At 46.5% G+C, this 26,951-nt stretch carries 19 protein-coding genes; 11 read left to right on the top strand and 8 right to left on the bottom strand.

Features of this window, described 5'->3' with window-relative positions; translation table 11 throughout:
- Nucleotides 1–44 precede the first annotated feature (44 nt).
- The 6 genes from L9P36_RS16070 to L9P36_RS16045 all read left to right on the top strand — a co-directional run bounded on the left by L9P36_RS16070 (nucleotide 45) and on the right by L9P36_RS16045 (nucleotide 11,243).
- Nucleotides 45–2,507 carry a glycogen/starch/alpha-glucan phosphorylase gene (locus L9P36_RS16070; protein WP_237468636.1) on the top strand — a complete coding sequence of 821 codons (2,463 nt, stop codon included), beginning with the start codon at nucleotides 45–47 and terminating at the stop codon, nucleotides 2,505–2,507.
- Between the two features lie 10 nt (nucleotides 2,508–2,517).
- Nucleotides 2,518–4,653: a 4-alpha-glucanotransferase gene (gene malQ / locus L9P36_RS16065; protein WP_237468635.1), complete on the top strand. Its 2,136-nt coding sequence runs from the start codon at nucleotides 2,518–2,520 to the stop codon at nucleotides 4,651–4,653.
- Nucleotides 4,654–4,868: 215 nt separating this feature from the next.
- Nucleotides 4,869–6,122 carry a glucose-1-phosphate adenylyltransferase gene (glgC, locus tag L9P36_RS16060; RefSeq protein ID WP_237468634.1) on the top strand — a complete coding sequence of 418 codons (1,254 nt, stop codon included), beginning with the start codon at nucleotides 4,869–4,871 and terminating at the stop codon, nucleotides 6,120–6,122.
- A complete protein-coding gene (gene glgA / locus L9P36_RS16055) occupies nucleotides 6,082–7,581 on the top strand; it encodes a glycogen synthase GlgA (protein WP_237468633.1) in 1,500 nt (499 codons plus the stop codon). Before glgC ends, glgA begins: the two co-directional genes overlap by 41 nt.
- Nucleotides 7,581–9,791 (top strand): 1,4-alpha-glucan branching protein GlgB, encoded by a 2,211-nt coding sequence (glgB, locus tag L9P36_RS16050; RefSeq protein ID WP_435532789.1) that lies wholly within the window; start codon nucleotides 7,581–7,583, stop codon nucleotides 9,789–9,791. Before glgA ends, glgB begins: the two co-directional genes overlap by 1 nt.
- Before the next feature lie 522 nt (nucleotides 9,792–10,313).
- Entirely contained in the window at nucleotides 10,314–11,243 is a 930-nt protein-coding gene (locus L9P36_RS16045; protein WP_237468632.1) for a porin, read from the top strand.
- 123 nt (nucleotides 11,244–11,366) lie between these two features.
- On the opposite strand, the gene L9P36_RS16040 is transcribed toward L9P36_RS16045, so the two are convergent.
- Nucleotides 11,367–12,269 (bottom strand): chemotaxis protein, encoded by a 903-nt coding sequence (locus L9P36_RS16040; protein WP_237468631.1) that lies wholly within the window; start codon nucleotides 12,267–12,269, stop codon nucleotides 11,367–11,369.
- Between the two features lie 262 nt (nucleotides 12,270–12,531).
- Nucleotides 12,532–13,440, bottom strand: coding sequence for a LysR family transcriptional regulator (locus tag L9P36_RS16035; RefSeq protein ID WP_237468630.1), 909 nt, complete (start codon nucleotides 13,438–13,440; stop codon nucleotides 12,532–12,534).
- Between the two features lie 204 nt (nucleotides 13,441–13,644).
- Between L9P36_RS16035 and L9P36_RS16030 the strand changes: the two genes are divergently transcribed.
- Both L9P36_RS16030 and galE read left to right on the top strand, forming a co-directional pair.
- On the top strand, nucleotides 13,645–14,550 hold the full coding sequence (locus L9P36_RS16030) for a LysR family transcriptional regulator (protein WP_237468629.1): 906 nt from the start codon (nucleotides 13,645–13,647) through the stop codon (nucleotides 14,548–14,550).
- A 21-nt stretch (nucleotides 14,551–14,571) separates the two neighbouring features.
- Nucleotides 14,572–15,597, top strand: a complete 1,026-nt coding sequence (gene galE, locus L9P36_RS16025; RefSeq protein WP_237468628.1) for a UDP-glucose 4-epimerase GalE — start codon at nucleotides 14,572–14,574, stop codon at nucleotides 15,595–15,597.
- 393 nt (nucleotides 15,598–15,990) lie between these two features.
- Here galE and L9P36_RS16020 read toward each other — a convergent pair whose 3' ends face one another.
- From L9P36_RS16020 to L9P36_RS16010, 3 genes are all read right to left on the bottom strand, one after another.
- On the bottom strand, nucleotides 15,991–16,449 hold the full coding sequence (locus L9P36_RS16020) for a DUF1499 domain-containing protein (protein WP_237468627.1): 459 nt from the start codon (nucleotides 16,447–16,449) through the stop codon (nucleotides 15,991–15,993).
- Nucleotides 16,450–16,599: 150 nt separating this feature from the next.
- Complete coding sequence (locus tag L9P36_RS16015; RefSeq protein WP_237468626.1) at nucleotides 16,600–17,616, bottom strand: tetratricopeptide repeat protein; 1,017 nt, start codon at nucleotides 17,614–17,616, stop codon at nucleotides 16,600–16,602.
- Nucleotides 17,617–17,780: 164 nt separating this feature from the next.
- Nucleotides 17,781–19,343 (bottom strand): FAD-binding oxidoreductase, encoded by a 1,563-nt coding sequence (locus L9P36_RS16010; protein ID WP_237468625.1) that lies wholly within the window; start codon nucleotides 19,341–19,343, stop codon nucleotides 17,781–17,783.
- A 229-nt stretch (nucleotides 19,344–19,572) separates the two neighbouring features.
- Here L9P36_RS16010 and L9P36_RS16005 point away from each other — a divergent pair, with 229 nt between their 5' ends.
- Nucleotides 19,573–20,232, top strand: coding sequence for an N-acyl amino acid synthase FeeM domain-containing protein (locus tag L9P36_RS16005; RefSeq protein ID WP_237468624.1), 660 nt, complete (start codon nucleotides 19,573–19,575; stop codon nucleotides 20,230–20,232).
- Nucleotides 20,233–20,311: 79 nt separating this feature from the next.
- Nucleotides 20,312–20,965 carry a hypothetical protein gene (locus L9P36_RS16000; protein ID WP_237468623.1) on the top strand — a complete coding sequence of 218 codons (654 nt, stop codon included), beginning with the start codon at nucleotides 20,312–20,314 and terminating at the stop codon, nucleotides 20,963–20,965.
- 142 nt (nucleotides 20,966–21,107) lie between these two features.
- On the opposite strand, the gene L9P36_RS15995 is transcribed toward L9P36_RS16000, so the two are convergent.
- Together L9P36_RS15995 and L9P36_RS15990 are read right to left on the bottom strand one after the other, a co-directional pair.
- On the bottom strand, nucleotides 21,108–23,072 hold the full coding sequence (locus L9P36_RS15995) for a BCCT family transporter (protein ID WP_237468622.1): 1,965 nt from the start codon (nucleotides 23,070–23,072) through the stop codon (nucleotides 21,108–21,110).
- 215 nt (nucleotides 23,073–23,287) lie between these two features.
- Nucleotides 23,288–24,238 (bottom strand): ChbG/HpnK family deacetylase, encoded by a 951-nt coding sequence (locus L9P36_RS15990; RefSeq protein WP_237468621.1) that lies wholly within the window; start codon nucleotides 24,236–24,238, stop codon nucleotides 23,288–23,290.
- Between the two features lie 438 nt (nucleotides 24,239–24,676).
- On the opposite strand from L9P36_RS15990, the gene L9P36_RS15985 reads away from it, so the two are divergent.
- Nucleotides 24,677–25,870, top strand: a complete 1,194-nt coding sequence (locus tag L9P36_RS15985) for an acetate/propionate family kinase (protein WP_237468620.1) — start codon at nucleotides 24,677–24,679, stop codon at nucleotides 25,868–25,870.
- Between the two features lie 533 nt (nucleotides 25,871–26,403).
- On the opposite strand, the gene L9P36_RS16425 is transcribed toward L9P36_RS15985, so the two are convergent.
- Complete coding sequence (locus L9P36_RS16425; protein ID WP_354004735.1) at nucleotides 26,404–26,571, bottom strand: transposase; 168 nt, start codon at nucleotides 26,569–26,571, stop codon at nucleotides 26,404–26,406.
- Nucleotides 26,572–26,951 lie beyond the last annotated feature (380 nt).

Below are 26,951 nucleotides of genomic sequence, written 5' to 3'. Positions count from 1 at the left end.
TTGTATAGGCTTGAATCGAGCGTTCACAAAATAAGGCCCTGATCATGATTGATTTATCTGTCGAGTCTCTATCCCAATCCATTCTCAATCACTTGCATCGCATGGCGCACACTGAGCAAAGTGCAGACACCCAAGCTTGGTATCAAGCGTTGGCGAGTGCGCTGAGTGAGCAAACCAACCATGACCTCATTTCCACCGAGCAGTTTTGTGAGCAACATGCACTGCGACATGTCAATTATCTCTCCATGGAGTTTTTGATTGGTCGGCTCACGGCTAACAATTTGATCAATATGGATCTCTATCAACTGGCGCAGCAAACATTGGCACAGTGGCAGGTTGAATTAGCCGATGTACTGGAGCAAGAACGAGATCCGGCACTGGGCAATGGTGGTCTTGGCCGTTTGGCCGCTTGTTATCTTGATGGCTTGGTCTCGCAAGGATACCCAGCCGTAGGCTATGGCCTGCATTATGAATATGGTTTATTTAAACAATACTTTGAAAGTAATCAGCAGCGAGAAACCGCCGATTGCTGGCAGGGTGAGCGTGGTTACCCATGGCAAGTGAAGCGACCTGAGCTGAACCAAGAGGTGGGATTTTTTGGCCATGTGGAAGTGTATCGCGATGAACAAGGTAAGATGCGACGTCGCTGGCACACCAGCATGAATGTGAAAGGCGTGGCATGGGATATTCCCGTGCTTGGCTATCGTAACCAATGCGTGATGCCACTTCGCTTGTGGGAGGCGCAAGCCATTGAGCCTTTTGAATTTGAGCGTTTTGATGCCAGCGATTATACCGGCGCGCATCAGAGCCAAATTGATGCGAGCAACATTACACAGCTCCTATATCCCAATGACAATCACCAGCAAGGTAAGCGTCTTCGCTTAATGCAGCAATATTTCCACTGTGCATGTTCTTTGCGCGATATATTACGTCGCCATCTTGGTGCAGGGCATCGCCTTGAGACGCTACCCCAGCTACAAACCATTCAGTTGAATGATACGCACCCTGCGATTGCCATTCCGGAGTTAATGCGATTGCTGCTTGATGAATACCACTATGAGTGGAAGCAAGCATGGCAAATTTGCCAGCAGACCTTTGCGTATACCAACCACACTTTGCTGCCAGAGGCACTTGAGCGTTGGTCTGAGGCCTTAATTAAAGAGGTTTTGCCTCGCCATATGGAGATTATTTTCGAGATCAACTATCGCTTGTTACTCGAAGTTGATAAGCATTGGCCGGACGATATTGAAAAACGTAGCACGCTGTCGATCATTCAAGAGCAGCCTTATCGCCAAGTGCGCATGGCCAATTTATGTGTCGCTGGTAGCTACAAAGTCAATGGCGTTGCAGCCATGCACTCAGAGCTGGTGAAACAAAATCTATTCCCTGAATTTGACGCGCTCTATCCCAATCGTTTATGTAACGTCACCAATGGTATTACCCCGCGTCGTTGGCTCAAACAATGTAATCCAGCCTTAGCCAGTTGGTTAGACCGACATGTTGGTGAGCAATGGCCTTTGCAACTCGATGATTTACGCGATATTGAGCCGCTGGCGACGCAGCCACAAGCGCAGCAAGAGTACATGGCAATCAAGCGGCAGAACAAGCAGCGCCTTGCTGCATGGGTTGAGAAAAATCTTGGTATTGCGCTCAATGTGGATGCAATTTTTGATGTGCAAATTAAGCGCTTGCATGAATACAAACGCCAGCATCTAAATCTGCTGCATATTTTGTCGCTGTACTATCGCATTTTGCATGAACCAGATTTCGAGATGCATCCGCGGGTCTTTATTTTTGCAGCAAAAGCCGCGCCAGGTTACGTTTTTGCCAAGCAAATTATTCATGCTATCAATTGTGTGGCGCAGGTGATTAACCAAGATGAACGCGTGGGTGACAAGCTGAAAATTGTATTCATTCCAGATTATCGCGTGAGTGTTGCGGAATTGATTGTGCCTGCGGCGGATGTCTCCGAACAAATCTCCATGGCCGGTAAGGAAGCCTCTGGTACCGGTAATATGAAGCTTGCATTGAATGGGGCAATCACCATGGGAACCTTAGATGGCGCGAATGTTGAAATTGCCGAAGAAGTGGGTGATGAGAATCTATTTATTTTTGGTTTAACCGTGGAAGAGATTGATGGCCTTGATCAACAAGGGTATCAGCCCATGCATTTTGTGCATTGCTCACCACTGCTGACTCAGACCCTTGATTTTATGATGGATGAGCAATTTGGCCATGAGGTGATTGCGGATATGGCAGCCATTCGCCATAACCTTGAGCATGCCGATCCATATAAAGTATTGGCCGATTTTGATGCTTATGTTGCGGCGCAAAAATCACTTGAAGAAAGCTATTTGGACACTGCGAAATGGGCTGAAATGGCGATGCTGAATACGGCGCGAATGGGTAAATTTAGCTCTGATCGCAGCATTCAAGACTATGTGAATCAGATTTGGCGGTTGCAGTCCATAGAGTCCGTGCATACGCAGCAAGCCGCGCAAGGCTAAGGAGAAGCCGATGACACAGCAAGTCGCGGTAGATGATGCCAAGATCATGGACCAAGCGCGTCGCTGCGGTATTTCGACCCAATATGTGGATGCGCAAGGAAAGACGCAGCATATTGATGAGCGCGCGCTGAGTTCTGTGCTCAGTGCTATTGGCGAGGTGAGCTCGCAGCCCTGCGCTATGGCTAAAACCGAGAGCAGGCGGGTGAATTGTGAGTATTTACCTTGGCAGGCCGGTGAAAAAATCCGATGGCAAATCCATGGAATGAATGCAGAAATACAGGGTGAATCTGTATTGTGCGATGATCAAACCGGTTTGTATTTTGAATTTGATGCCCCCATACAAGCGGGGTACTACCAGCTCTCCTTATCACAAAGCTTGACTGTGGCAGCACAGTCAAGCGTAAAGTCGCTTTGCCTGTTATTGCTCGTCGCGCCTAATCGTTGCTATTTACCACCGCTGGTGGCTGAAGGGCGGCGTATATGGGGCGTCAATATTCAACTTTACAGCTTGCGGACCGAGCAAAATTGGGGCATTGGTGATTTTGGTGATGTACGTCAGCTATTAGGCGAAATTGCCGAACGAGGTGGGGACTTTGTTGGGTTGAATCCGCTGCATGCGCTGTTTCTGACTCATCCGAATATGAATAGTCCATACAGCCCTTCAAGTCGGTATTGGCTTAACCCTTTGTACATTGATGTTGCAACCATTGAAGATTTTAGCAGCAGCAGCGATGCGCAAGATTTTGTGGGCAGTCATGAGGTGCAAAAACAGTTATCGACGCTTAGAGGCTTAGATTATGTTGATTATCCTGCGGTAACGGCACTTAAAATGCGTGTTTTTGAACTGCTTTTTCAGAGCTTTCAAACACTTCACTTAGCCCTCAATAGCCGAAGAGCATCAGCATTTCATCGTTTTGTGGCGCAAGGTGGTTCGTCGCTTTTAGACTTTGCTTGCTATCAGGTGTTACAAGAGCAATATGGCGCGCAGCACCATGGCCCCAGTTGGCACCATTTCCCCGAGACGCTACAACAGCCACAGAGTCAGGCCTGCGAACAATTTCGCATCACCCATCAAGAGCGGATCAACTTTTATTGCTATTTACAGTGGCTGGCTGATGAGCAGCTACAGTCTTTGCAACGTTACAGCCAACAGATGGGTATGGCCATAGGCTTGTATCGAGATTTGGCAGTGGGAACGAGCAGTGATGGTGTGGAATGCTGGTCTGAGCCTGAATTATTTTGGTCGCAGGTGAGTGTAGGCGCACCGCCTGATGCCTTAGCACCGCAAGGGCAGAATTGGGGGCTACCACCATTTTCAATTGATGCGTTGCAAACTCAGCAATATGAACCTTTTATTAAGCTGATTCGTCGAAATATGCAGGCATGTGGCGCGCTGCGTATCGATCATATTTTGGGCCTGATGCGACTTTGGCTGGTGCCACAAAACGAGGCAGCCAGCCAAGGTGCATATGTGGATATGCCCTTTGAGCAGCTGATGGCGATTATTGCCATTGAAAGTCATCAACAGCAATGTATGGTGATTGGTGAAGATCTAGGTACGGTGCCACAAACGCTGCGTCAACGACTCTCAGAAATGGCCATTTTTTCCTATAAGGTGTTGTTGTTTGAAATTGCGCCAGATGGCGGCTACTACTCGCCGAGTCATTATCAATCGGATGCCATTGCTGCCGTATGCACACATGATATGCCAACGCTTAAAGGGTATTGGCATTGTGATGATTTGCGCCTGGCTGAGTCCTTAGGTATTTTTCCGCAATCTGATATGGCCGAACAGTTTGATGGGCGCGCGCATAACAAACAGCGCTTGCTTGAAAGTCTGAACTGGCATGGACATCTGAGTGATGACATTAACCGTGATGCCAATCAACAGGCCATGACTTGGTCATTGATGGCCGCTATTCACTACCACCTTGCTTGTGGGCGTAGTCAGATGATGAGCATTCAGCTTGAAGATTTGTTGATGATGGATACGCCCGTCAACGTCCCCGGCACCTTTGATGAATATCCAAACTGGCAGCGAAAGCTCAATCAAAGCTTAACCAGCTTGTTTGATAAATCACAAGTGAATCAGCTATTGGCAAAATTAACCCAATTGAGGCAGCAAAATATCGAACTGTCACCCTGACTGCAAAATGAAAATGGATGGCTCTCATTTTTTTGGGAGCTGTCTCATTTTTCATACAAAATTGTCAGTCCTAAATTTCTCCAATCTACGCTCTATAAGGGCGACAGAGAACCCATAGACACAACAAGATGTCGTGCTCTTGCATGCAAGAGTCTCTGTCGTGACGTAAGAGCATGTTTGCTCTGTTTATTTTTGCTTGCGAATGGAGAATTAGAATGGCCGGAGTATTAGGCATGATACTTGCGGGTGGGGAAGGCTCGCGATTGCGTCCGTTGACGGAAAATCGCAGTAAGCCTGCTGTGCCTTTTGGTGGCAGCTATCGCTTGATCGATTTTGCATTGAATAATTTTGTGAATGCAGATCTGCTGCGCATCTATGTACTCACTCAATTTAAGTCGCAATCCCTGTATCAGCATATGAAAAAGGGATGGACCCTATCTGGGATCACCAATCGATTTATTGACCCTGTGCCTGCGCAAATGCGTACGGGTAAGCGTTGGTATGATGGAACTGCTGATGCGATTTATCAAAATCTAAAATTCATCGAGCTCGAAGAGCCTGACCATGTTTGCATTTTTGGCAGCGATCATATTTACAAAATGGACGTGGGCCAAATGGTGGCTTTTCACAAGAGTAAACAAGCGGCACTGACCGTTGCTGCGATTAAAGTGCCGATTGAAGAAGCCAGTGCATTTGGGGTCATTGAAGTGGATTTGCGTGGTCGCATGGTCGGCTTTGCTGAAAAACCGGTAAATCCGAAATCTCTGCCGAATGATCCAGCGCATGCACTGGTTTCCATGGGTAATTATATTTTTGAAACCAATACGTTAACACAGGCTTTAATTCGAGATGCGCACGATGCCAGTTCGAGCCATGATTTCGGCAAAGATGTGATCCCAGCGCTGTATAAAAAAGTGCCCGTCTTTGTTTACGACTTTTCACAAAATCAAATTGCTGGTGAACATAGCAATGGCTATTGGCGTGATGTCGGTACCATTGATGCTTATTGGCAAGCGCATATGGATTTGATTTCTGATAATCCGCCGTTCTCACTTTATAACCGCCAGTGGCCGCTACATACCTATTATCCACCATTGCCACCTGCAACTTTTATCGATACTGATGAGTGTAAAGTTCGTGTAATCAACAGCTTGGTATCTGCAGGTAGTTATGTGCAAGGCTCGCATATTGAACGTTCTGTACTCGGTTTTCGAACCAATGTGGGCGCTTGTTCATTGATCAGCGAGTCGATATTGCTTGGTGATGTCAAAGTGGGCGCCGGATGTCTGATTCGACGCGCCATTATTGATAAAGGGGTTGAGATCGCCCCAGGAACCATGATTGGTCAAGATCTAGAAAAAGACAGGGAACTATACCATGTCACTGAGAGTGGCATTGTCGTGATTGAGAAAGGAGCCAAGGTAGGTTATGAAAGGATTGAAGATTCTCTTCGTTGCGTCGGAAGTTGAGGGATTTGCAAAAACAGGTGGTCTTGCGGATGTCGCAAGAGCATTGCCAGAAGCTCTGCAGGCGCTTGGTCACGACGTGATGGTGGTGATGCCAGATTATCCACAAATGCGTGATCGCGGTGAACGTGAAATGGTTCTTGCCAATGAAAAGCTGACGGCACCTGGTGCCATGGATGTGGACTATCAAGTGGCATGTCTGCGTGATGGCGAGTTTGCGGTGCATGCGATTGAGTGCGGCCGTTACTTTGATCGCCAAGGCTATTATGGCGAGCAGCATCAAGGCTATCAGGATAATGGTGAACGTTTTGCTTTCTTTTGCGCTGCAGCCTTAGATTGTGCGAAAAAACTCAACTTCCAAGCTGATGTAGTGCACTGTAATGATTGGCATACAGGCCTGATTCCATTTTTACTCAAAACACGTTACGCTCAAGATCCTATGTTGAGTAAAGCGATCTCTGTATTGACCATTCATAACGCGGTTTACCAAGGTGTGTATGGTTGTGAGCAGCTCGCTTTACTGCCTGAGCTTCAGCAAACCCGCCATGTGGGTTTGGAAAGCGGCTTTGGACGGATTAACTTTTTGAAAGTTGGGGTTAGCTTTGCAGATAAGATCAACGCGGTAAGCCCCAATTATGCTAATGAGCTGCTGACCGAATTAGGTTCGCATGGTATGGCGCAAACTTTTTATGCGCGCCGACATGATTTCCAAGGGATTCTCAATGGCTGTGATACCAGCAGCTGGAATCCTGAAATTGACCCTCATTTACCGCAAAGTTACCGAGCCAACAAAACCAGTTTGGCGCGCGGTAAAAAAGCGGCGAAAAAAGCCTTACAGCAGCAATTGGGCTTGGCTGAGAATAATGCGCCTCTCTATGGCATGGTATGTCGATTAACGGAGCAAAAAGGGATTCAGCTACTGCTGCCGATTTTGTCGACATTTTTAACCCATCAAGTACAAATGGTGATCGTGGGGACAGGTGATCCGCTGTTGTCATCAGCACTTGCAGAGCTTGCCGCGGCGCATCCAGAAAAGTTGGTATTTATCGATGCCTATGACAATGCTTTGGCGCATCTTGTGGAGGCGGCGTCTGACTTCTTTGTGATGCCTTCTATTTATGAGCCTTGTGGTTTAAATCAAATTTATAGCATGGCCTATGGCACGGTGCCCATTGTGCGCCAAGTCGGGGGACTGGCTGATACCGTCACCGATTTTCATGCTGAGCCACTTGCGGCGACAGGTTTTACCTTTGCAGACCCAACACCAGTTGCGCTTTTGATTACGCTACAGCGCAGCTTATTGGTGTATTGCCAAGATCAAACTGGATTTAAAGAGATGCAGCTGCGTGGTATGCAGCAAGATCATCGTTGGGAGCAAGCTGCAGCAACCTATGTTCAGCTCTATTTTGCTGCGAAAAAGCGCCAAAGCCATCGCGCTAAGCGCTTGAAGGGGGCTGCTTAATGATCACAGCAACTACGGCGTCAACATTGGCGCCGTTAACCCCTTGCCAGCAGCACGGATTAGCGCGATTGGCGCAAACTTCCTGCGATCATCCATTTGAATGTCTTGGTCCCGATGACAGTTATCACTCTGTGCTGACTTGGCAGCCAGGCGCGAAAGCTGTTTGGATTCACTTAGCAAATGGTAAATCCTATGAGATGGAAGCGGTCGGGGATGGCGGATTTTATCATCAGGGCGATCCACATCTGATTAGTGCGGGCTACGAGCTGCAGGTGATATGGCCACAAGCCAATCAATTTGTACTGGATCCCTATCAGTTTCAATCTTTGTTGATTGATGAGCTTGCGCTGCAAGATCCAAAGTTAATTTACCGAGAGATGGGCGCGCAGTGCATCACCATGGTTCTTGCTGGTCAGCCAGTTCAAGGGGTACGTTTTTTGGTTTATGCGCCCAATGCCAATAGCATGAGCGTGGTGGGTGATTTCAACCATTGGAATGGCCAGCGACATCCCATGCAGCGTTTAGAACGAGGCCTATGGGGGATTTTTATTCCAAACATTAGCGCTGGTGAGTGCTATAAATTTGAGATTAAAGATAGTCAGGGACGCTGCTTACCGCATAAAGCTGATCCATGGGGCGCGCAGGCGCAGCCTTTCCCTTCACTGGCCTCTGTGGTGTATGACCAATATGCCTATCAGTGGCACGACCAAGCATGGTCTCAGCGAGCAACAACGCCAGCGCATCAATCGGCGATGAGCTGTTATGAAGTGCATTTGGGATCATGGAAGCGTCATTTTGATGGGCGGCTTTATACCTATCGTGAGCTTGCCAGCACGCTGATCCCTTATGTGAAAGATATGGGATTTACCCATATCGAATTAATGCCAGTGGCGGAGCATCCATTTGATGGATCCTGGGGCTATCAGCCGGTGGGATTATTTGCCCCCACCAGCCGTTATGGCAGCGCTGATGATTTTAAATATTTTGTTGATCAATGCCATCTTGCGGGTATTGGCGTCATCATGGATTGGGTACCAGCGCACTTCCCTGAAGATGGTCACGGTTTAGCACATTTTGATGGCACGCCTTTGTATCACTATGCCGATCCGCGCATGGGCTGGCATCCAGATTGGCATAGCTATATCTATGACTATGGTCGCGATCATGTTCGCCAGTTCTTAGTGGCTAACGCACTTTATTGGTTTGAGCATTTTCATATTGATGGATTGCGCGTTGATGCGGTGGCATCGATGCTCTATCGCGACTACTCACGCAAAGGGGAGGAGTGGCTTGCCAATGAACATGGCGGCAATGAAAACCTTGAAGCGATTAGTCTGCTGAAATGGATCAATGAAGCGGTTTATCACCATTTCCCTCATGCCATGATGATTGCCGAGGAGTCGACTAGTTTTCGCGGCGTGTCTGCACCAACCAATCTTGGTGGTCTAGGCTTTGGCTTTAAGTGGAATATGGGATGGATGCATGACACGCTCACCTACTTTGAAGAGGATCCGCTGTATCGACGCTGGCATCACCATACCCTGACCTTGCCACTTTTGTATGCGTTTAGTGAAAACTATGTGCTATCGCTATCGCATGATGAAGTGGTGCATGGCAAAGGCTCTTTGATGAATAAAATGCCGGGTGATGAGTGGCAGCAAACGGCAAATTTACGCAACCTATTTGGCTTAATGTTTGCACAGCCCGGTAAAAAGTTGATGTTTATGGGAAGTGAGTTTGGTCAAAATGATGAATGGGATCATGGCCAAGAATTGCAATGGCACTTACTTGCTTATGGTCGTCATCAAGGGATTCAGCGTTGGGTGAAAGATTTAAACCATCACTATAGTCAATCACCTGTATTGTATTGTGCTGATAGCGATCCCCATTGCTTTAATTGGCGCCAAGTGGATGACTATGAAAATAGTGTGATTGCTTTTGAGCGCCGAGCACCTAATCTGCCGACTCAGCTAATCGTGATTAATCTGACCGCGCAGCCTATTCATGATTATCGATTGGGTGCCGACGGACCGACGCGTTATGACTTGAAATTGAATAGTGATGCGGGGTGTTATTGGGGCAGTGATGCGCCTGTGAAGCAGCAAGCCAAAACAGAAGATTACCCGTGGCACGGCTGTGAGCAATCCGTATCATTGCAATTACCGCCTATGTCGGTTCTGTATTATCAAATAGAGCCATTGGCGACATAGTTGTGGCTGCAATGTTAACTAAAAGGAGCGCAAGGCGCTCCTTTGTTGTTTTTAGGTTATCGGAATATATCTGAAATGGATTACATATGCGCATCATAAAAATCGCACAAAAAACATATTCCATGTCACAAAAAAAATGGTTAGAATTGCTGCAAATGTTAAGTCGCTCTGATTTTTTACGACTATCATTATTATTGTGAACTTTTTTTCACACCAACACTCTTAACTAGAGTGAAAACAATAAATTGACAGCATAGCTGGCATTCCCCCTTACACATATCAGTTCATTATGATTGGTTTGGCCGCCGAATTAATGAATGGTGTAAATCTTAATATTGGTAAACTCCTTCGCCCAGCACTCTGTGCTGGGCTTTTTCTTATCTGCGCACTCACCTTGTCATTAAAGTGCAATTGACCTGTTAGAAAACCGACTTAAATCATCCATTTAACTGTCATTTTATCTCGTTACTCTGCCTTCCACATGATGCGCAATCATGATGGATATTGATTTAGGAGAGTAAAATGAATAAAGCAGTTTTGACCGCCAGCATGATGGCGGCGTTTATGGCAGGGAACGCCACAGCAGCCACTGTATATCAAGACGACACCTATGAATTAAAAGTGGGGGGACGAGCAGAGGCTCGATTCAATATTTCAGATGAAAATGAGACGACAACACAGAGCGCCTTTGAAGATAAAACACGCGCGCGATTGAGTATTCAAGGCAAATCTAAACTATCGTCAGATTTAATCGCATTCGGTAAATATGAAGAAGAGATCAATACCGATGGTGAACATAAAACACGATATATTTACGCAGGTTTAGACACGAGCATCGGCGCTTTTTCCTATGGTAAGCAAGACAGCGCACAGGTGATGTTGACTGATTATACCGACATCATGGCGACCTTCGGTGGTGAAGGTGGTGACCTGATTCAAGGCAACAAAGATAAGCTTGATAACGTCTTTTTGTATCAACAGGATATGGGGGCGATCACATTGGCTGCTAACTATACGGCTAAGGATCAAAAAGACAGTGATAACTACGGCTTGGCGGTGCAATACGCAACAGAAATGGGTCTAAATCTTGGTCTGGGCTATGTGGACGGCAAAGAGGCGAACGTTAGTGCGGATCAGGCCAATGTCGCCATCAGTTATAGTCTGGGCGATCTCTATTTAGCTGGTCTTTATGTGATGGGTGCCTTGGGTGAGGTTGATTTAATTGGTTATGAAGTTGCTGCTGCCTATCAGGTAGGCTCATTCGCGATTCAAGGAACCTATAACTACCAAGAGAGTGAGAACGCAGGGATCACTACAGAGCAAGCCAATGCTTTTGCACTTGAAGGTGTGTACAAGTTGAATGGTCATTTACGCGGCTATGCGGGTTATCTGTTTGATCAGCGCGATGGCAAAGATGATCAGTTGCAAGCCGGCTTGCGTTTTGATTTCTAAAAACGCCATGGGTTGATCGCACAACTTCAGGCGAAGAGGTATGGATCGTGGGATCTGAACTTGTCAGATCCCATTTTTATTTGCAACAGGTCATTGGCGCAAGGGTTGTACGAATCCCTTACATTAAGCGGGCTGCATGATTGCCGAGTGATGTTCTGCACCCTTAAGCATGGCTTGAATCAATTCATTGGCTTCAAACTTGGTGAGCGCCTGATGGGCGCCCACTTGTTTGGCGCGTTCAAGGCAAATATCGCTAGAAAGTGATGTATGCAAAATAATGTAAGCGCCAGAGAGTTTTACATCATCATGCACTTCAAAAGCGAGCTCATAACCATCCAATCCCGGCATCTCGATATCGCTAACTAGAATATCAATGGGACTGCCTGCATTGGCAGCATTGCGCATCATCTGCAAGGCATCATTGCCGTTGGTGGCAATAAAGTAGGGAATATTGATGTAATCGAGCGCATCACTGAGCTGACGACGCGCCACACCAGAATCATCCACCAACAAAATTTTAAGGGGTTTGAGAATCTCACGTTGAATATCAGTTAAAACGGGATACTGAACTTTTGCATCGGGTTCAACGGCGGACATAATCAGCTCAACATCCAAAAACTGAACTAGTTGCTCATCTATTCGGGTAACGCCCGTTAAAAAGGCATTACGACCTAAATTATTGGGTGGCGGTACAATGTCGCGCCAACTGCATTCGCAGATGCGCTCAATGCCTCTGACCATAAAGCCAATCACCTTGCGTCGGCAATCGGTGATGATGATATAACAATCTTTGAATTCTTCAGGCGTAATCGGACGATAGCCAATAGCTGCTGCCATATCGATCACCGAAATGGTGGTTCCTCGAATTGAGGCCGCACCTAAAATCGTCGGATGCGAAAAAGGGATTTCAGTTAATGGCTGGCTGGGGACAATTTCGCGAACTTTTAAGGTACCAATCGCAAAAGTTTGATTGGCTGATAATCGAAATAACAGCATCCCTTGGGATTGGTTCGCTTTGGTTTTCATCGCTCCACCTCAATACACGTACGTTCGCCAAGTATATCGGCAGTTACTGGAAAATACTGAGCGCTAGTCTGGGTTTTATTGTTTGAAAACGCATTTGTTTTAATAAAAGCCAGGCAATGGATGCACTGCTTTCTTTACAGTTGGATAAATATACGTCGATTGCTCTTAATTTACAGCTATCTCATACCTGCCATCAATCAATCAAAAGAGAAGAATTGATTGAATTTTAAATACATCAAAACGAATGAGAGCCACTGAGGCGTTATACACGTTCAGGATAGGGCTGCGCTGGCATATCTGCCTGTTGAGGGTGCTGGAGCGATTGCTGAATTTGTACTTGCCACCACTGTTCTAAATGTCCTCGTAGCCATTGATTAGCTTGGTTAAATTCAAGCGTCATCGGCCAAAAAGCTTGCTGCTGAAGCACATGCTCACTTGCTTGAGCAATAAATTGGCCGGCAAGTTGAGGATGGCGCTCAATGCATTGCTGATAGTAGTGTTGGCTACAGAACGCTTGACCATGGCCTTGTTGCAACGCATAGAGCCACAGTGACTCGCTGTGGAAAAATTGCGAATCGCTGAGTTCAATTAGTGACGGGCTGACTGAGCCTGCTGCTGCGCATAGATAAAAGCGATCCTGCGCTTGCGTATGAAAACTTAAGTGCTTGCAAATCAGTAGTAGATCACTTTGAAGCATCATTGCCGCGTCTGAGTTATCAATGGCTTGTGCGCCCACAAAAAGGTGCGCCTCTTTTGGCCAAGCTCGTGGATGGTGCGAACATTGCGCGACATCTACGGTGATTTGCGGATGAGATTGCATCAACTGAATTGCCCACTGGCATAATGACTTGTAGAGCAATCGCTCACAAACCAGTACGCAGAAATGGTGCGAGTCTTGATTGGGGTTAAATTGCTGTGCATTAAACAGCGCTTCAATTTGCGGCAATAAGGGAGTGAGCTGCGCTTGAAGTGACTGACCAAAGGGCGTTAAACGTAGCTCCTGTTTATCGCGATAAAGCAATGGGTCATCAAAATGTTGGCGCAGCTTCGCAAGGGTATGACTCACCGCCGATTGGGTGACGCCTAAACGTTCCGCTGCGCGCGAAACATGGGCTTCATCGAGTAATGCCGCAAGACTGCGTAGTAAGTTGAGGTCAATATCCTTGAGCATTGCTGTCAAATCCTTGGTCATCCTTTACTGATGCGGGCTAGATTAGCATGCCTTGATGGCTGGCCAAGAATTGCTCACCTATTGTGCTATGTGGATCGCGGCATTGATGAGAAGCAGGCAGTGAATCACTTGCGGTGAAATTCGTGGTTCGATTCTTTTATCTGCGCATGGTAATTTATTGGAAAAATACGCAATGGGTTTGCTATGAATACGCCACCACTCTCCTTTGAAGCGCTGATGGTGCTTGATGCGATCGACAGGCGCGGTAGTTTTGCTGCTGCGGCTGAAGAGCTTAATCGCGCAACCTCCTCTTTGAGCTATCAGGTACAAAAGCTAGAGCAGGATTTAGGGCTGATTTTGTTTGATCGCTCAGGTCATCGCGCGGTATTCACGCAAGCTGGCGCCCTGTTGTTATCACGCGGTCGTCAACTGTTACAAGCCGCGGATGAGCTGGTGGCTGATGCTAATGCCCTCGCACACGGCTGGGAGTTAGAACTGACGGTTGCGGTCGATGGTTTACTAGGCTGCGCTTTACTCTATCCCATGGTCAATGCGCTTAGTGCCAAAACGCAGACACAGCTTCGTTTTCGAGAAGAGATTTTAGCTGGCAGTTGGGAAGCATTAAGTGAAGGTCGTGCCGATTTAGTCGTGAAGCCGATTATGCCTTCACAGCTACCCCCTCAAATAAATCATGTGGTGATTGGTCAGGTAGCTGTGCAGTGGTATGCCCACCCAGAACACGCCATACATCAAATGGATACCCCCCTAGATGATGCGATACGGCAAAAATTTCGCGCGATTGCGGTAGCAGATAGCGCACTAAAAGCACCGAAAATGACACGAAATATTTTAGATAACCAAGAGTGTATGACGGTGAGCACCATGAATGATAAATTATTGGCAATCACCGCAGGGTTGGGGATTGGCACCTTGCCCGTTCATTTGGCGCAGCCTTGGGTAGAACGCGAATTATTACAGCCCATCAGTGATGACATTGTGGGTCAACTTGATGTCATTGTTGGCTGGCAGCGCGATCGGATGGGCAAAGCAAAGAGTTGGTGTATACAATACCTAAAACAACAGTTTGCATCGTTGATGGCAGCGCCATAGTTTCATCGTTAAGGATATTAAATGAGCAAAAAAGTTCTCATTACGGGCGGTACTGGGTATATCGCAAGTCACACATGTGTTGCGCTGATTGAGCAGGGTGTGACGCCAATTTTGGTGGATGATTTAAGCAATAGTTCAAAGCTGGTGCTGTCACGTATTCAAGAACTGACGGGTGTACTTCCTGTCTTTTACCAAGGCTCCATTCTCGATAAGGTGCTGCTTGCGAAAATTTTCGCTGAGCATCCCGAAATTGAAGCTGTGATGCATTTTGCGGGTTTGAAAGCTGTCGGTGAGTCAGTGGAAAAACCTTTGGCTTACTATCAGTGTAACGTCGCTGGTACCTTAAATTTAGTGGAAGCGATGCAAGCGGCGGGCGTCAAACAGTTGATTTTCAGCTCCTCTGCGACAGTCTATGGCGACCCGGCATCGGTGCCCATTGAAGAGAGTTTTCCAACCTCAGCGACCAACCCTTATGGTTGGAGCAAATGGATGGTTGAACGCTGCTTAATGGATTTTCAAGCAGCGCAACCGGATTGGAGTATCACATTGCTTCGTTACTTTAATCCAGTGGGTAATCACCCCTCAGGCCGTCTTGGCGAAGACCCGCAAGGGATCCCCAATAACTTAGTTCCATACATTGCCCAGGTCGCCATTGGGCGTCGCGAGCAATTGTCTGTTTTTGGTAGTGATTACAACACGCCAGATGGTACAGGTGTGCGTGACTATATTCATGTGGTTGATTTGGCGCAAGGTCACCTTGCAGCGCTAACCTATGCCAGTCCAAAGGCTGGCTGTCATATTTATAATCTGGGCACGGGGCAAGGTTATAGCGTGCTAGAGATGATTCAAGCATTTGAAAAAGCGAGTGGTCGCGCAGTGCCATACGTACTTGCGCCGCGCCGTCCTGGTGATATTGCTGAGTGCTGGGCAACACCTGAAAAAGCTAAGCGTGAGCTACATTGGCAAGCGACGCGCACTTTAGATGAAATGGCGCGTGACACATGGACTTGGCAGGAAAATAACCCGATGGGTTATGAGCCGCAGTAGCATGTTTTTCCAGTAATTTGTGTATCAATTTGTATCACTGTGAGCTGGATTCTTGAATTGACGTGGCAGCTTTTCCACATTTTCGTCATACTTAACTGAGACAAGATTTATTCAGGTGCGAAATAAGTGGGGATAGCATGTTTGAAACATTACTAGTGCTTTTGTTCGTGATCGCCGCTGTGATTATGGTTCGCAAAGAAAAGAAAGAAGAGCCACGAGACTGATTGCAGCTGAAGGGACGTTGTTTGTGGACTGACTGGTTGTTGTAAATCATCTTTCTGTAACGGATTTACAGTCTAATTTGTAGCAATAGCCAAAGATCAGACAAACGTTCCGCAGTTAAAAAGTATGTGCTTGCACATACTTTTTTTATGTCTGCAATTTGCGTGTTCGCTATTGTTGCTGTGCCAATTGTTCGACAAATAATTGGTAACGCGCACGGTTCACGCCAAAATCAGAGTAGCCCAAACGCGATTGAGAGCGATAGTGAATCAGATGGTGCTGCGTATCGATATAGATCTCAACATCATCGATAAAACGCCAGAGTGTGCTGGTAAAAGTCACATGTATATAGTGCGGTAAAACGGTGACTAGCTGACTGTTTGGCATCTTTCGTAAGGCTGCCACGATCTGTTTTTGTACCGTTTGCGCTGAACTACTAAAAGCAATGGGCGCAACATAATGGCTCTCTATGCTAGTTTGGCTAGAGACGGCATTGGGTGATTCAGGCATGGGCGCAAATTGATTGTCTTCATTGAGCCCTAAGCGTTTTGGCGGTGTTTGATTTTTCCAGTAAGCGCAGCCGCTTAAGGTTGAGACAGCAAAAATAAGTAAAATAAGCGTTAGTTTCATACTCAGCTCCCTGAGAGTAAATCGTGTGGTTGGCGTGATGATTTGCTTTTATGGTGGTGTGTTTTACATGACGCCCATCGTTTGATTTTGCGCAAAGCGTAGACTAAAAAAATAGCACTCCGAGGAGTGCTATTGAAAGATGAATTGAACTTAGTTGGTTTCTAATTCTTGATTGATGAGCGATTGAATACGATGCGCTTTTTGTAAGTCTTGCTCTGAGAGATCGCGCGCCAACTTTTGCATATTGTCCTGTGCAACCTCATTGCCATTTTCGGCGCTGACCATAAACCAAGCCATGGCCATAATTGGGTCCTGCTCGATACCAAAGCCTTTGTAATACATATAGCCAATATCCGCTTGTGCTTGCGGTGAACCGAGTAGCGCGGCTTGGAAATAGTAATCAAGGGCTTGTTTGTAGTCTTTTTTGACGACAATACCATCAAAATAGAAGTTACCGATGCTGTAAATGGACATCGCGTGACCATTTTCTTCACCTTGCTTGAACAGCTCCAGTGCCTTTTTCGAGTCCTGCGTGACACCTTCACCATTTTGATAGGCGACCGCAAGGTTGTAGCGTGCGGTGGCGTTATCAAGTGCTGCCGCTTTTTCATACCATGTTACGGCAAGGCTTTGATCCTGCGTGACATATTTACCTTGATCATAGAGATAGGCCAATTGCAGCGCCGCTTCACCACTGCCAAGCTCGGCAGCTTTTTTATACTGGTTAATGGCTTTATCAATGTTAACTTCAGTGCCTTGGCCGCGCTCATACATAAAGGCTGCGCTATAGAGGCTGTAGGCATCATTGAGTTTGGCACCTTGTTCGAACCAGCTAAGCGACTCAGTCAAATTCGCTGGAATATGTGCAAAGCCTTTGTAGTAGAGATCACCGAGTAACGTGATGGCGTCAACATTGCCCAGTTTGGCTGCTGATTTTAAATCGACAACGCCTTGGTCAATATTTTCGGGTTGCTCTGCCTGCGAAATCAGTAGGCGACCCACTTGATAAAGTCCAGCACTGTCCTGATTGCTCACCTGCTCAATTTGAGTGACTTGCGCATCGCTAAAGTGGGTTTCATTTTGTAGCGTGAATTGACGTTCGGCTGTGGTCGCACATCCCACCAAAAGAGCGGTTGAAAGTAGTGCGCCGAGAAGAGTTTTTTTCATGCGAGATTCCATTACAGAGATAAGCCAGTAAAGAGCTGCTTTACCAATCATGGCTGATCCTTGCGATGAATGCTATGAACAAGCATGTCTCTTTGACAAGAAAGACAATAGAGCAAGATCAGCGTCTTGCTCTACTATCTAACATTTATTATCTTTTATGTAAATTAAATCAATGAATTAACTTCATTCTTATGGGTTGGTTTGGTGCTAGATTCGGTTGACGATGCTGCGCCGCCACACCAATATTTTCCAGGTGAAAGGATCATATTTGGATCAAGGGCGGCCTTGAGCTTTTGCAGTAGCGCCAAATGATTTGGCTCCAAGTAAGGCGTTGCGGCATCAAATAGACCACTGCCGCTGCGGTAAGGGCAAAAACCTTCATCGAGCAGTGCTTGGTCCAGTGTTTGATAAAACGCTTTGGCGCGAGCAAGCGATTCTGGCGTTTTGTCATAGCGAATATTGGCGATGAGTACGACGGCGCGTTCGGTGACATTGGTCATGGTATAGCGCTCTTCATAGCCAAACTCGGCAAATAGTGGTTGGCAAATACCAAGCATGCGCTTAATGTCTTTGGGTTGGCTGCTAGTGACAGCACAAATCCAACGAAAATAAGCTGGGAATTCAGCTGTTTTCATATGTGAATGCGCCGATTTTTCATCAAGTAATGTCTTAATTGCCTCGTCTGTCGGCACCCCTTTTTTCAGATCCCAGACAATCTTAAGTCCACCTAAAAGTTCTGATTTTAAGTGCTTGTTGACCCATTGAATCAGGTTCCAACGACGCTCAGTGAGCGCTACAAATCGCAGTGAAGGTACCACTTTTTTCAGCGCTTTTTTCATCTCACGATAACGTGCTTTGGCAATGGTTTTGGGGCCTGAAAGCGAGCTGGTGATCACCCAAGCACCCGCCATTTTTTGTGCTTGTGCACCCATGGCGCGTGCCATTGACGCGGTATGTACGCCACTGGTGACAATGCCCAGTCGTTTTAATCGTGCGATTTCGCAAACCACTTTGGGGGCATCTGCAAAGTTTTTACAAAGGATTAAGACATTGAGGTCGTATTCAGGTTTAGGCTGAAGCGCCAAGGTCATCTCAAGCACAATGCCAAGATTGGATTGTGAGAACAAACCTTGCAGGACTGGACCAACGCCATAGGGATAAATGTGTTTGGCGACGCTGTGTTGGTAGGCCCCCATGCCCGTTTCGATAATCTCGCCGGATGGCAGTAGGACGCGCAAGGCCAACACATGGCCAAAGCGGTCACTGTAATCGGTATGGCCAAAACCACGCTCCAAGACATTGCCGACAATGCTGGTATGTTTGCCAGCAGCGGTAATATCTAGTTGTAAGTCTGCACCGCTATCAACTATGGCTTGATAAAGCTGGGATTGAGTGACGCCTGGCTGAATGCGCACATAGGCATCGGTTTCATTGACTTCAAGCACGCGGTCCATCTGTTTGAGGTTCACCACCACCTGATCGGCGGTTGGCGCTTGCGCCGTGCCGTATCCCCAGTTTTTTCCTTGGGCAACAATATGCAATGAAAAGTGATGGGTATTGGCCGCTTGAATTAAGTTCTTGAGATCATTTTCGCTATCAGGCCAAACAATGGCGGCGGGACGACAGGTGCTGCCATTGAGTGCGAGTGCGTATTCATCCAATTGTTCTGATTTTTGGCTCCATTTATCGGCACTAAAAATGGCGCTGATTACTTCCACTGATGTCATGAACTTATCCCCAATTTCTTTCAATCGTGACAGTTAGCCATTGTTTGTGTGAAGAATAAATTGGATTGGTGTGAGTTAAAGTGAAAATGAGAGAATTATTTAGATTTGATGTAACGAGTCTGTTGCGCTGATTTTATCGGTGAGTGAGTTCTCGAATCTATTGTGAATAACTATTCAATGAGTTTGCAATATTTGCTTAATATAATCCCGCTCATGCTGAGGAGGGATTATGGACTTTTCGAAATTTACCAATCATCTATGTTTGTCTCATGAAGAGAAAATCACCGCCTATAACATTCGTTATCAAGCCTATACCGATGTTGACTATGAGCCGATCACTGCAACAGGTTTGTACCAAGACGAGTTTGATGAAGCGGATAACCATTTCACCTTCTTGCTCAAGGAGGCAGGAAAACCCATGGCCACAGCAAGGGTGAGTATTAAATGTGGCGAACTCAATTGGCCAACCGTACCTTGTGAGCGCGGTTTTGTTGAAGAGTTTAAGGATTTAAGTCAGCAACACCCGGTGATTATGGAGATGGGGCGTTTAGCCGTACTACCAGATACTCGCGGCGTGGCTTCCATTGCACCTTTGGCGCTTTATGCCAATGCGTTTGCATTTTTGCCCTATTTTGAATCGATTTTAATGGTGTGCGCCTCGGGTAAAAAACATAAACGTTTTTATGAGCGCATGGGAATGCAAAGCGCCACTGGATTTGCGTCGCGCCCACATTGCGCGATTGATTTGTGCTTAATGACAGCGCCGCTGATGATGGTTCCGTATCTGGAACAAACTGGGATGAATAAAGCGCAGCTCTTTTCATTAATGCCCGATCTCAGCCCTGTGTTATCGCAGCAGCAATTTAGTCCCATGCCAATTTCAGCCTAGTGAAAAAGTGGTTGCGCCTGCATTGATATGATAATTTATCGAAAATTTATCAATCAGTTATCAATTGAATAGGTTAATCATGAAGGGATTTCTTATCGCGCTGTTTTCAGTTTGTTTGATGGCGGGCTGCGCCTCGACTGAGCCAGAAAAACGCCCGTTTTTCTCTGAGCAAACGGGCTTATTAGATGTACCAGCAAGCGATGAGATTCAGCAAAAAGTGGTGCAAACCCACTTACCCGTCACGCTGTTTTATCCCATGACCAATCTGACCAAAATTCGCACTTACCGCAATGCGAAAAATGGCGATCTTTTACTCACCAACTTTGCGGTGCCAAAGGCAGATGAGGCGCAATTTAATCAGCTGGTGGATGAATTAATCCAAAGCTCTCCTCGGCTTCACTATGATGACTCTCGCACCACGGATGTGGGCCTTTATTTTATGTTATCCGTGGATCAATCCGACCCAAAAGTGTGGACTCTCGAGCTCTTACTGGGCGCAGCAGAGTGGCGCGAAGTGGAAGCGCGCGTAAGTGAAGATCGCAATCCAACCTTGGTTTACGCGCGTGCAACCAGCTGGTTTAGTGTGACGCGGCAAAGTTTTCAAGTGGAGCAAATTGCCTTAAATGGCGAGCCGAATGTCAAGGCGCTGATGGTTGCATTTGAGTCGATGCTGCAATATGCGATGAAAAATGTATTGGTTACTCGCCAAGCGGAGATGTTTCAAAGTCAGTAACCATCACAGTGTGCCCGCATCATAGTATTAGCTATTGAGCGTGAAATAAAAAAGCGACCTTAGGTCGCTTTTTTGTTGGTAAGCAGTCGCGATGGCGGCATGATGCATTGTTTAACTCGCTATCTTCAGTCGTAGCGCATGGCTAGTTAGAGTCATCCAAAATTTCAGAGGTTGCCAAGTAGATAAAGTGTAGGTGGCGTTCATATTGGGTGATGGCATCGGCAATAATCTGCTCTTGGCTATAGCCCAATACATCATATTGTTGCCCGCCTTGCAGCAAATAAACTTCCGCGCGGTAATAATCATCATGGCGCTCATCGGCGTAGCTCGGCACAGCAAAATGGCGTAATCGCACACCATAGAAAAAGTCTTCAGCATCATCTTTTTCGATAATCAGCCGCACCTTGTCTTTATCAATCTCTACGCGGCTTTGCAGTCCCTCTTGAACAAACTGCTCGCACAAGGTTTGCAGTGCTGGCGAGGCCGTGCGTGAGATAAATTGTGAGGCTTCAGTGATTCGTGGATGGTGCAATAAAGAGTGCACGCGGGATTGCCAACTGACACTGGCCTGTGAAAACTGCACTGTGGTGTTATGGTTTTGCACGCTATTTTGCAGCATATAATCGTTACGAAGGGCGCTAAAGAGACAATAGCAAAACGCTAAGATAATCAGCATAAAGGGAAAGGCGCTGGCGATGGTCATGGTTTGCAGCGCATTGAGGCCGCCTGCTGAAAGAAGCACGGCAGCGATCACCCCTTCAAGGCTGGCCCAAAAAACGCGCTGCCAAGTGGGTGATGCTTTATCGCCGCCAGAGGTCAGCGTATCGATTACAAAAGAGCCGGAGTCTGACGAGCTAACAAAAAAGGTGACGACAAGCGCCAGTGCCAGTACCGACATCACGCCGCTTAGTGGCAATTGTTCTAAAAAAACAAAGAGTGCTACGGCGACGTTATTGTTGACCACATCGCCCAAATTAGGGCTTAAACCGCTCATAATTTCGTGGATTGCGGTGTTACCAAAGACGGTCATCCAAAAAAAGGTAAAGCCAGCCGGAATAAACAGCACGCCGACGATAAATTCGCGAATGGTGCGCCCACGTGATACCCGCGCGATAAACATGCCAACAAAGGGTGACCATGAGATCCACCATCCCCAGTAAAGTAGCGTCCAACCACCAATCCATTTTTCTTTGGGATCGTAAGCATAAAGATTAAAGGTGGTACTCACCAGCTCGCTTAAATAGCTCCCAGTATTTTGCACAAAGGTCTGTAAAATCAGTACAGTTGGACCCATAAAGAGCACAAATAGTGCCAATGCCACCGCTAAAATCATATTGAGATTGGAGATGCGTTTAATCCCTGCATCGAGTCCCATGACCAGAGAAAGCGTGGCTAAAAAGGTGATAAAAACAATCAGACCAATTTGCATCGGTAAGGTGTCTGGCGTTTGAAACACATAGTTTAAACCAGCGCTGACCTGTGCAACGCCAACCCCCATGGAAGTGGCCACGCCAAATAGTGTTCCGATCACCGCAAAGGTATCAACCGCATGGCCCAGCGGCCCATAAATGCGATCGCCAATCAGCGGATAAAGTGCTGAGCGGGGTAGTAAGGGCAATTTGTGTCGATAGGAAAAATAGGCGAGCGCAAGTGCGACGATGGCATAAATCGCCCAGGCATGTAGCCCCCAGTGGAAAAAGGTAATGCGCATGGCATCTTTGGCCGCTGTGGTGGTGCCGCCTTCACCCACGGGTGGGGAAAGAAAATGCATCACCGGCTCGGCCACGCCATAAAACATCAAGCCAATGCCCATCCCCGCCGAAAACAGCATGGCAAACCAAGAGGTATTGCTGTAATCCGGCGTCGCGTGATCAGGACCAAGTTTGATATCACCCAAGCGGCTAATCATCACAGTGACCGCAAACACCAAGATGATCGCCACGGTTAAAATGTAAAGCCAGCTGGCTTTGGCAACCAGCCAGTGCTGTACATCATCAAAAAATTGCTGGGTAAAATCTGGCGCAATGAGCGCGACAGCCATAATGGCGACGATGAGAAGAATGGAAGAGAAAAAAACTGGCTTATTGATATTGCTTTCAAAGGTCATGATTCATCTTGGCTCGAAAGCGCTTCGCTAAGGAACATGCTTCAAGTCTAGATTTGATTTAGGGTTTATGTGCCGTCGCTGGGCGCGCTTCGCATAATCAAGACGTTAGATTGTGCGGGTTATGGTGGCTATCGTTTTTGCGATTAATCGATGGTTGCAGTGACGGTTGAAAATAAAAAGCCCCAGCATGCTGGGGTTTTCTTAAGGCGATAAGGTTAAAGGCTGAGCGTCGACTGATGCGCCATGAGCAAGGCTTGTAGCGGTTGAAAGCTGATGGAATGAATACCTAAATCGCGGATCGCTTTGGCTAGGCGCGGATCGATAAAGGCTTGGTAGTCGGCAACGCGGACTTGCCAATCAACACCAGGGCAAACCGCGCGAAGCTCTGGGGTATCCATAGCTGGATGTAGCATAAAAAAGTGTAAGCCAGGCGGCAGTTCGGCGAGTAATTTTTGCGCCTGCTCAACACGGTTATTAGGCTCGGTGTAGGACATTGCTAAGAAGCTATCAAAGAGCGCGAATCCATCGTTTTGCATGGCAATGGCGGTATCGAGCACATCCGGATAGCGCTCTGTAAGTGGCGTGCATGCTTCGCAGTTGCTCAGGTTGTAATAAGCGCGCGCCCAAGGGCTTGTATTCATGCAATGTGGGCTCATTGCCATGACGGCACATTGATGCTCGAGTGCCAATTGATGCATGACAGGTAGGGTGCTGGCACCTATCATCGCAAGCATGTGGGAGTCAAAGTGGCTTGGGTTTATGCCTGAAGCCAATGCATGATGAATTTGCGCTCGTATCTCAGCATGGACTGCTTGCATATCGGCTTGATGCCAAATTGGCTCAGGTTGCGGCGGCATAAAGCCGCGCTCTGTGACCAGCCCTGTACTGCGAGCATGGGGGAGCAGTGGACGCCAAGGGTAGCTTGGCCACTCTGACGTGAGTGTTAAATGAATGCCGAGATCAATATCCGGATGTTTTTGATAAAACTGCGCCGTCGCCTCAAACCAAGGACAGGGCACCATCGCCGATGCTGAGGTGATGATATTGGCATCGAGCAGATGTTCATATGCAGGCAAAGTCGCTTGATAAACACCGATATCATCGCAGTGAAAAACCACCACGCGATCCTCTGGCCCGTAGCCAAGCGCTTGTAGAGCTGGGTTCATGACAATTCCATTTGAGACTGGCTGAAAAGCTCTAGTTTAATGACCGCAAATGAGATTGCTTGCTCTTTTTGATGTTGCGTTTTTTTTCAAATCAAAGCGTGACGAAACCATGTAATAATTTTTTCAATGAACTTGTGATCTAAATCAATTTAACATTTACATATTTGCTTAATGCTATGAAATCAAAGGCTTTTCAATTCAATTAACAGATTGATAAATCTTATTAATATTCAAACAACAAATGAAAGTAATCGCGTCAATCCCTTGTATCACAAGGGCTACAGCAAGAAATTCAACTTTTCTTAGTATCTATGAAAAATTATTTTATTTTTTTAAAAAAGATTCGTGATCTTGTCGTCATTCTTTTAGCTTAAAAAACAGAGTAGAATCAGGGTTATTAAGACTTTGTCTTCTTCCTACACCAAATCGAGATATCACATGAGCAATAAACTAGTTCTTGTCCTTAACTCAGGCAGCTCTTCACTGAAATTTGCTTTGATTGATGCCGAAACTGGCGCTGCTTCGTTAACAGGACTTGGCGAATGTTTTGGTCTGGCTGATGCACGCATTAGCTGGAAACTCAACGGCGAAAAACATGAAACACAACTGCCGGGTCTAGATGACCATCATCAAAAAGCGATCGATGTGATCGTTGGCATTGTGAATGAAATGCAAGTTGAAGATCGCCTTGTTGCAGTGGGTCACCGCGTGGTTCACGGTGGCGAGCGCTTTGCTAAATCTGTTCGCATCGACCAAGACGTGATCAATGGCATCAATGAGATTCAAGATCTGGCACCGCTGCACAACCCTGCAAACTTGATGGGTATTCACGCAGCTATGGCCGCTTTCCCTGCATTGCCACAATTTGCAGTGTTTGATACCGCATTCCACCAAACCATGCCACCAAAAGCATTCACTGGCGCAATTGCCACTGAGCTTTATGAGAAATATGGCATTCGTCGCTACGGTTTCCACGGTACCAGCCATTACTATGTCAGCCGTGAAGCTGCAAAAATGCTGAACAAACCTGTTGATGAAAGCAATTTCATCTCTGTGCATTTGGGTAACGGTGCATCGGTTTGTGCGATTCATAATGGTCAAAGCGTTGATACCTCCATGGGCTTTACCCCATTGGCAGGTTTGATGATGGGTACCCGTTGTGGTGACTTGGATCCAGGCATCATTGAATTTTTGATGAAAAAAGGCTGGTCACAAGACGAGATCTTCAACACCTTGAACAAGAAATCTGGCTTCTTGGGCGTATCTGGCGTGAGCAGCGATGCACGTGGCGTATTGGAAGCCATGGAGCAAGGTCACGAAGGTGCGAAATTAGCATTTGACGTGTTCACCTACCGTGTTGCCAAATATATCGCTTCATACCTAGTGGCACTGGATAGCCTAGATGCGGTGATCTTCACGGGTGGTATCGGTGAAAACTCACTACCTATTCGTCGCGAAATTCTGAAAAACCTTAAGCTACTCGGTTTTGTAGAAGACGAAAAAGGCAACGAAGATGCACGCTTCGGCGCAGCTGGTCAAATCGCCAAATCGGAAATGCTTGGCGCTGTGGCACTTGTGATCCCAACCAACGAAGAGTTGGTGATTGCACAAGACTGCGTGAACTTGATGTAATTTGAAGTAATTCATCCGTTCAAATCTAAAAAGCGAGCTCATGGGCTCGCTTTTTTGTGTAGTTTTAATAAATGCATTAGCCTAAAAGACAGCTGTGATGATAGAAATACGTAAGCGTTTTAAACGTCGTCTCAGACGGCTACGTAAGTTCAGCACCAACTCAAAGTAGATACGATATACACGTTTGTGGTTGAATAGTTTATTTTTTACATAGCGAAAAAAATTAAAACAAAGGCCAAGCTCCAATCGTTTTTAGATGACGTAAGCCTGATTAGCTAATCAACTATTTCCGTGTTTTCATAGTGTAACTTTGGTTGGTATAGATTACAGTGTTCACTGGCCGAAAAAGTACGGCATACTAGTCGGATGTTGATGTAGCGATTAGCCACAGACTGTCGAGTGAATTTTCACTGCTCACAGAGTTTCTTAACTTTTTTGCTATCTGTTCCTGAATAATTTCAGATTTAAATTCGCTTCAACATACATCATTTTGAGCCGTTGGTTTTCCTTTTTGAACTCTTTCATATGGGCCGTCAGGGTGTATTCATACCGCCGTGTTTTGTTCGCCATTTGTAAAAAGTGGCACTGTGCATCCCTTGCTTACGACAAAGTTCAGGTGCTGACGTGCCAGTTTCCGCTCGCTTGAGAATACACATGACCTGACTGTCCGTGTATCGTGTTTTTCCATATCGAGTCTTTATGAAAAAATTCTACTTTGGCCGTTATTATTTTTTGGGGTTGCTTTGAGTTCTAGCGAAAGCAGGGGAAGCATCAAAAGATGCAGTAAAAAACATAGACTGCATTAAGATTAGAATCCTAAATCATGGTCGATGAGTAGGATGTAGTAGTGCTGTAGTGTATAGAGCTTGTGTTCAGGTTGAGGTCATGTTCGTCAATGCTAAGAGAGCTCGACAAAGCAAAAGTTATGATGCATATTTCGGGTGATTGCGCATACGTGTTTGCCCGAAATACGCAATCAAGAAACTAAAGACAAGCAAAAAAAAGCAATTAAGAAGCTCAAGGCTCAGTTAATACATTACGAACTGAGCCATACTTGAGTTGTTCTGTTTCTTCACAAAGT

The sequence above is a fragment of the Vibrio stylophorae genome (assembly GCF_921293875.1).
Lineage (GTDB): Bacteria > Pseudomonadota > Gammaproteobacteria > Enterobacterales > Vibrionaceae > Vibrio_A > Vibrio_A stylophorae.
The sequence above is the reverse complement of the archived record's forward strand: the minus strand, read 5'-3'. Positions and strand labels throughout refer to the sequence as shown.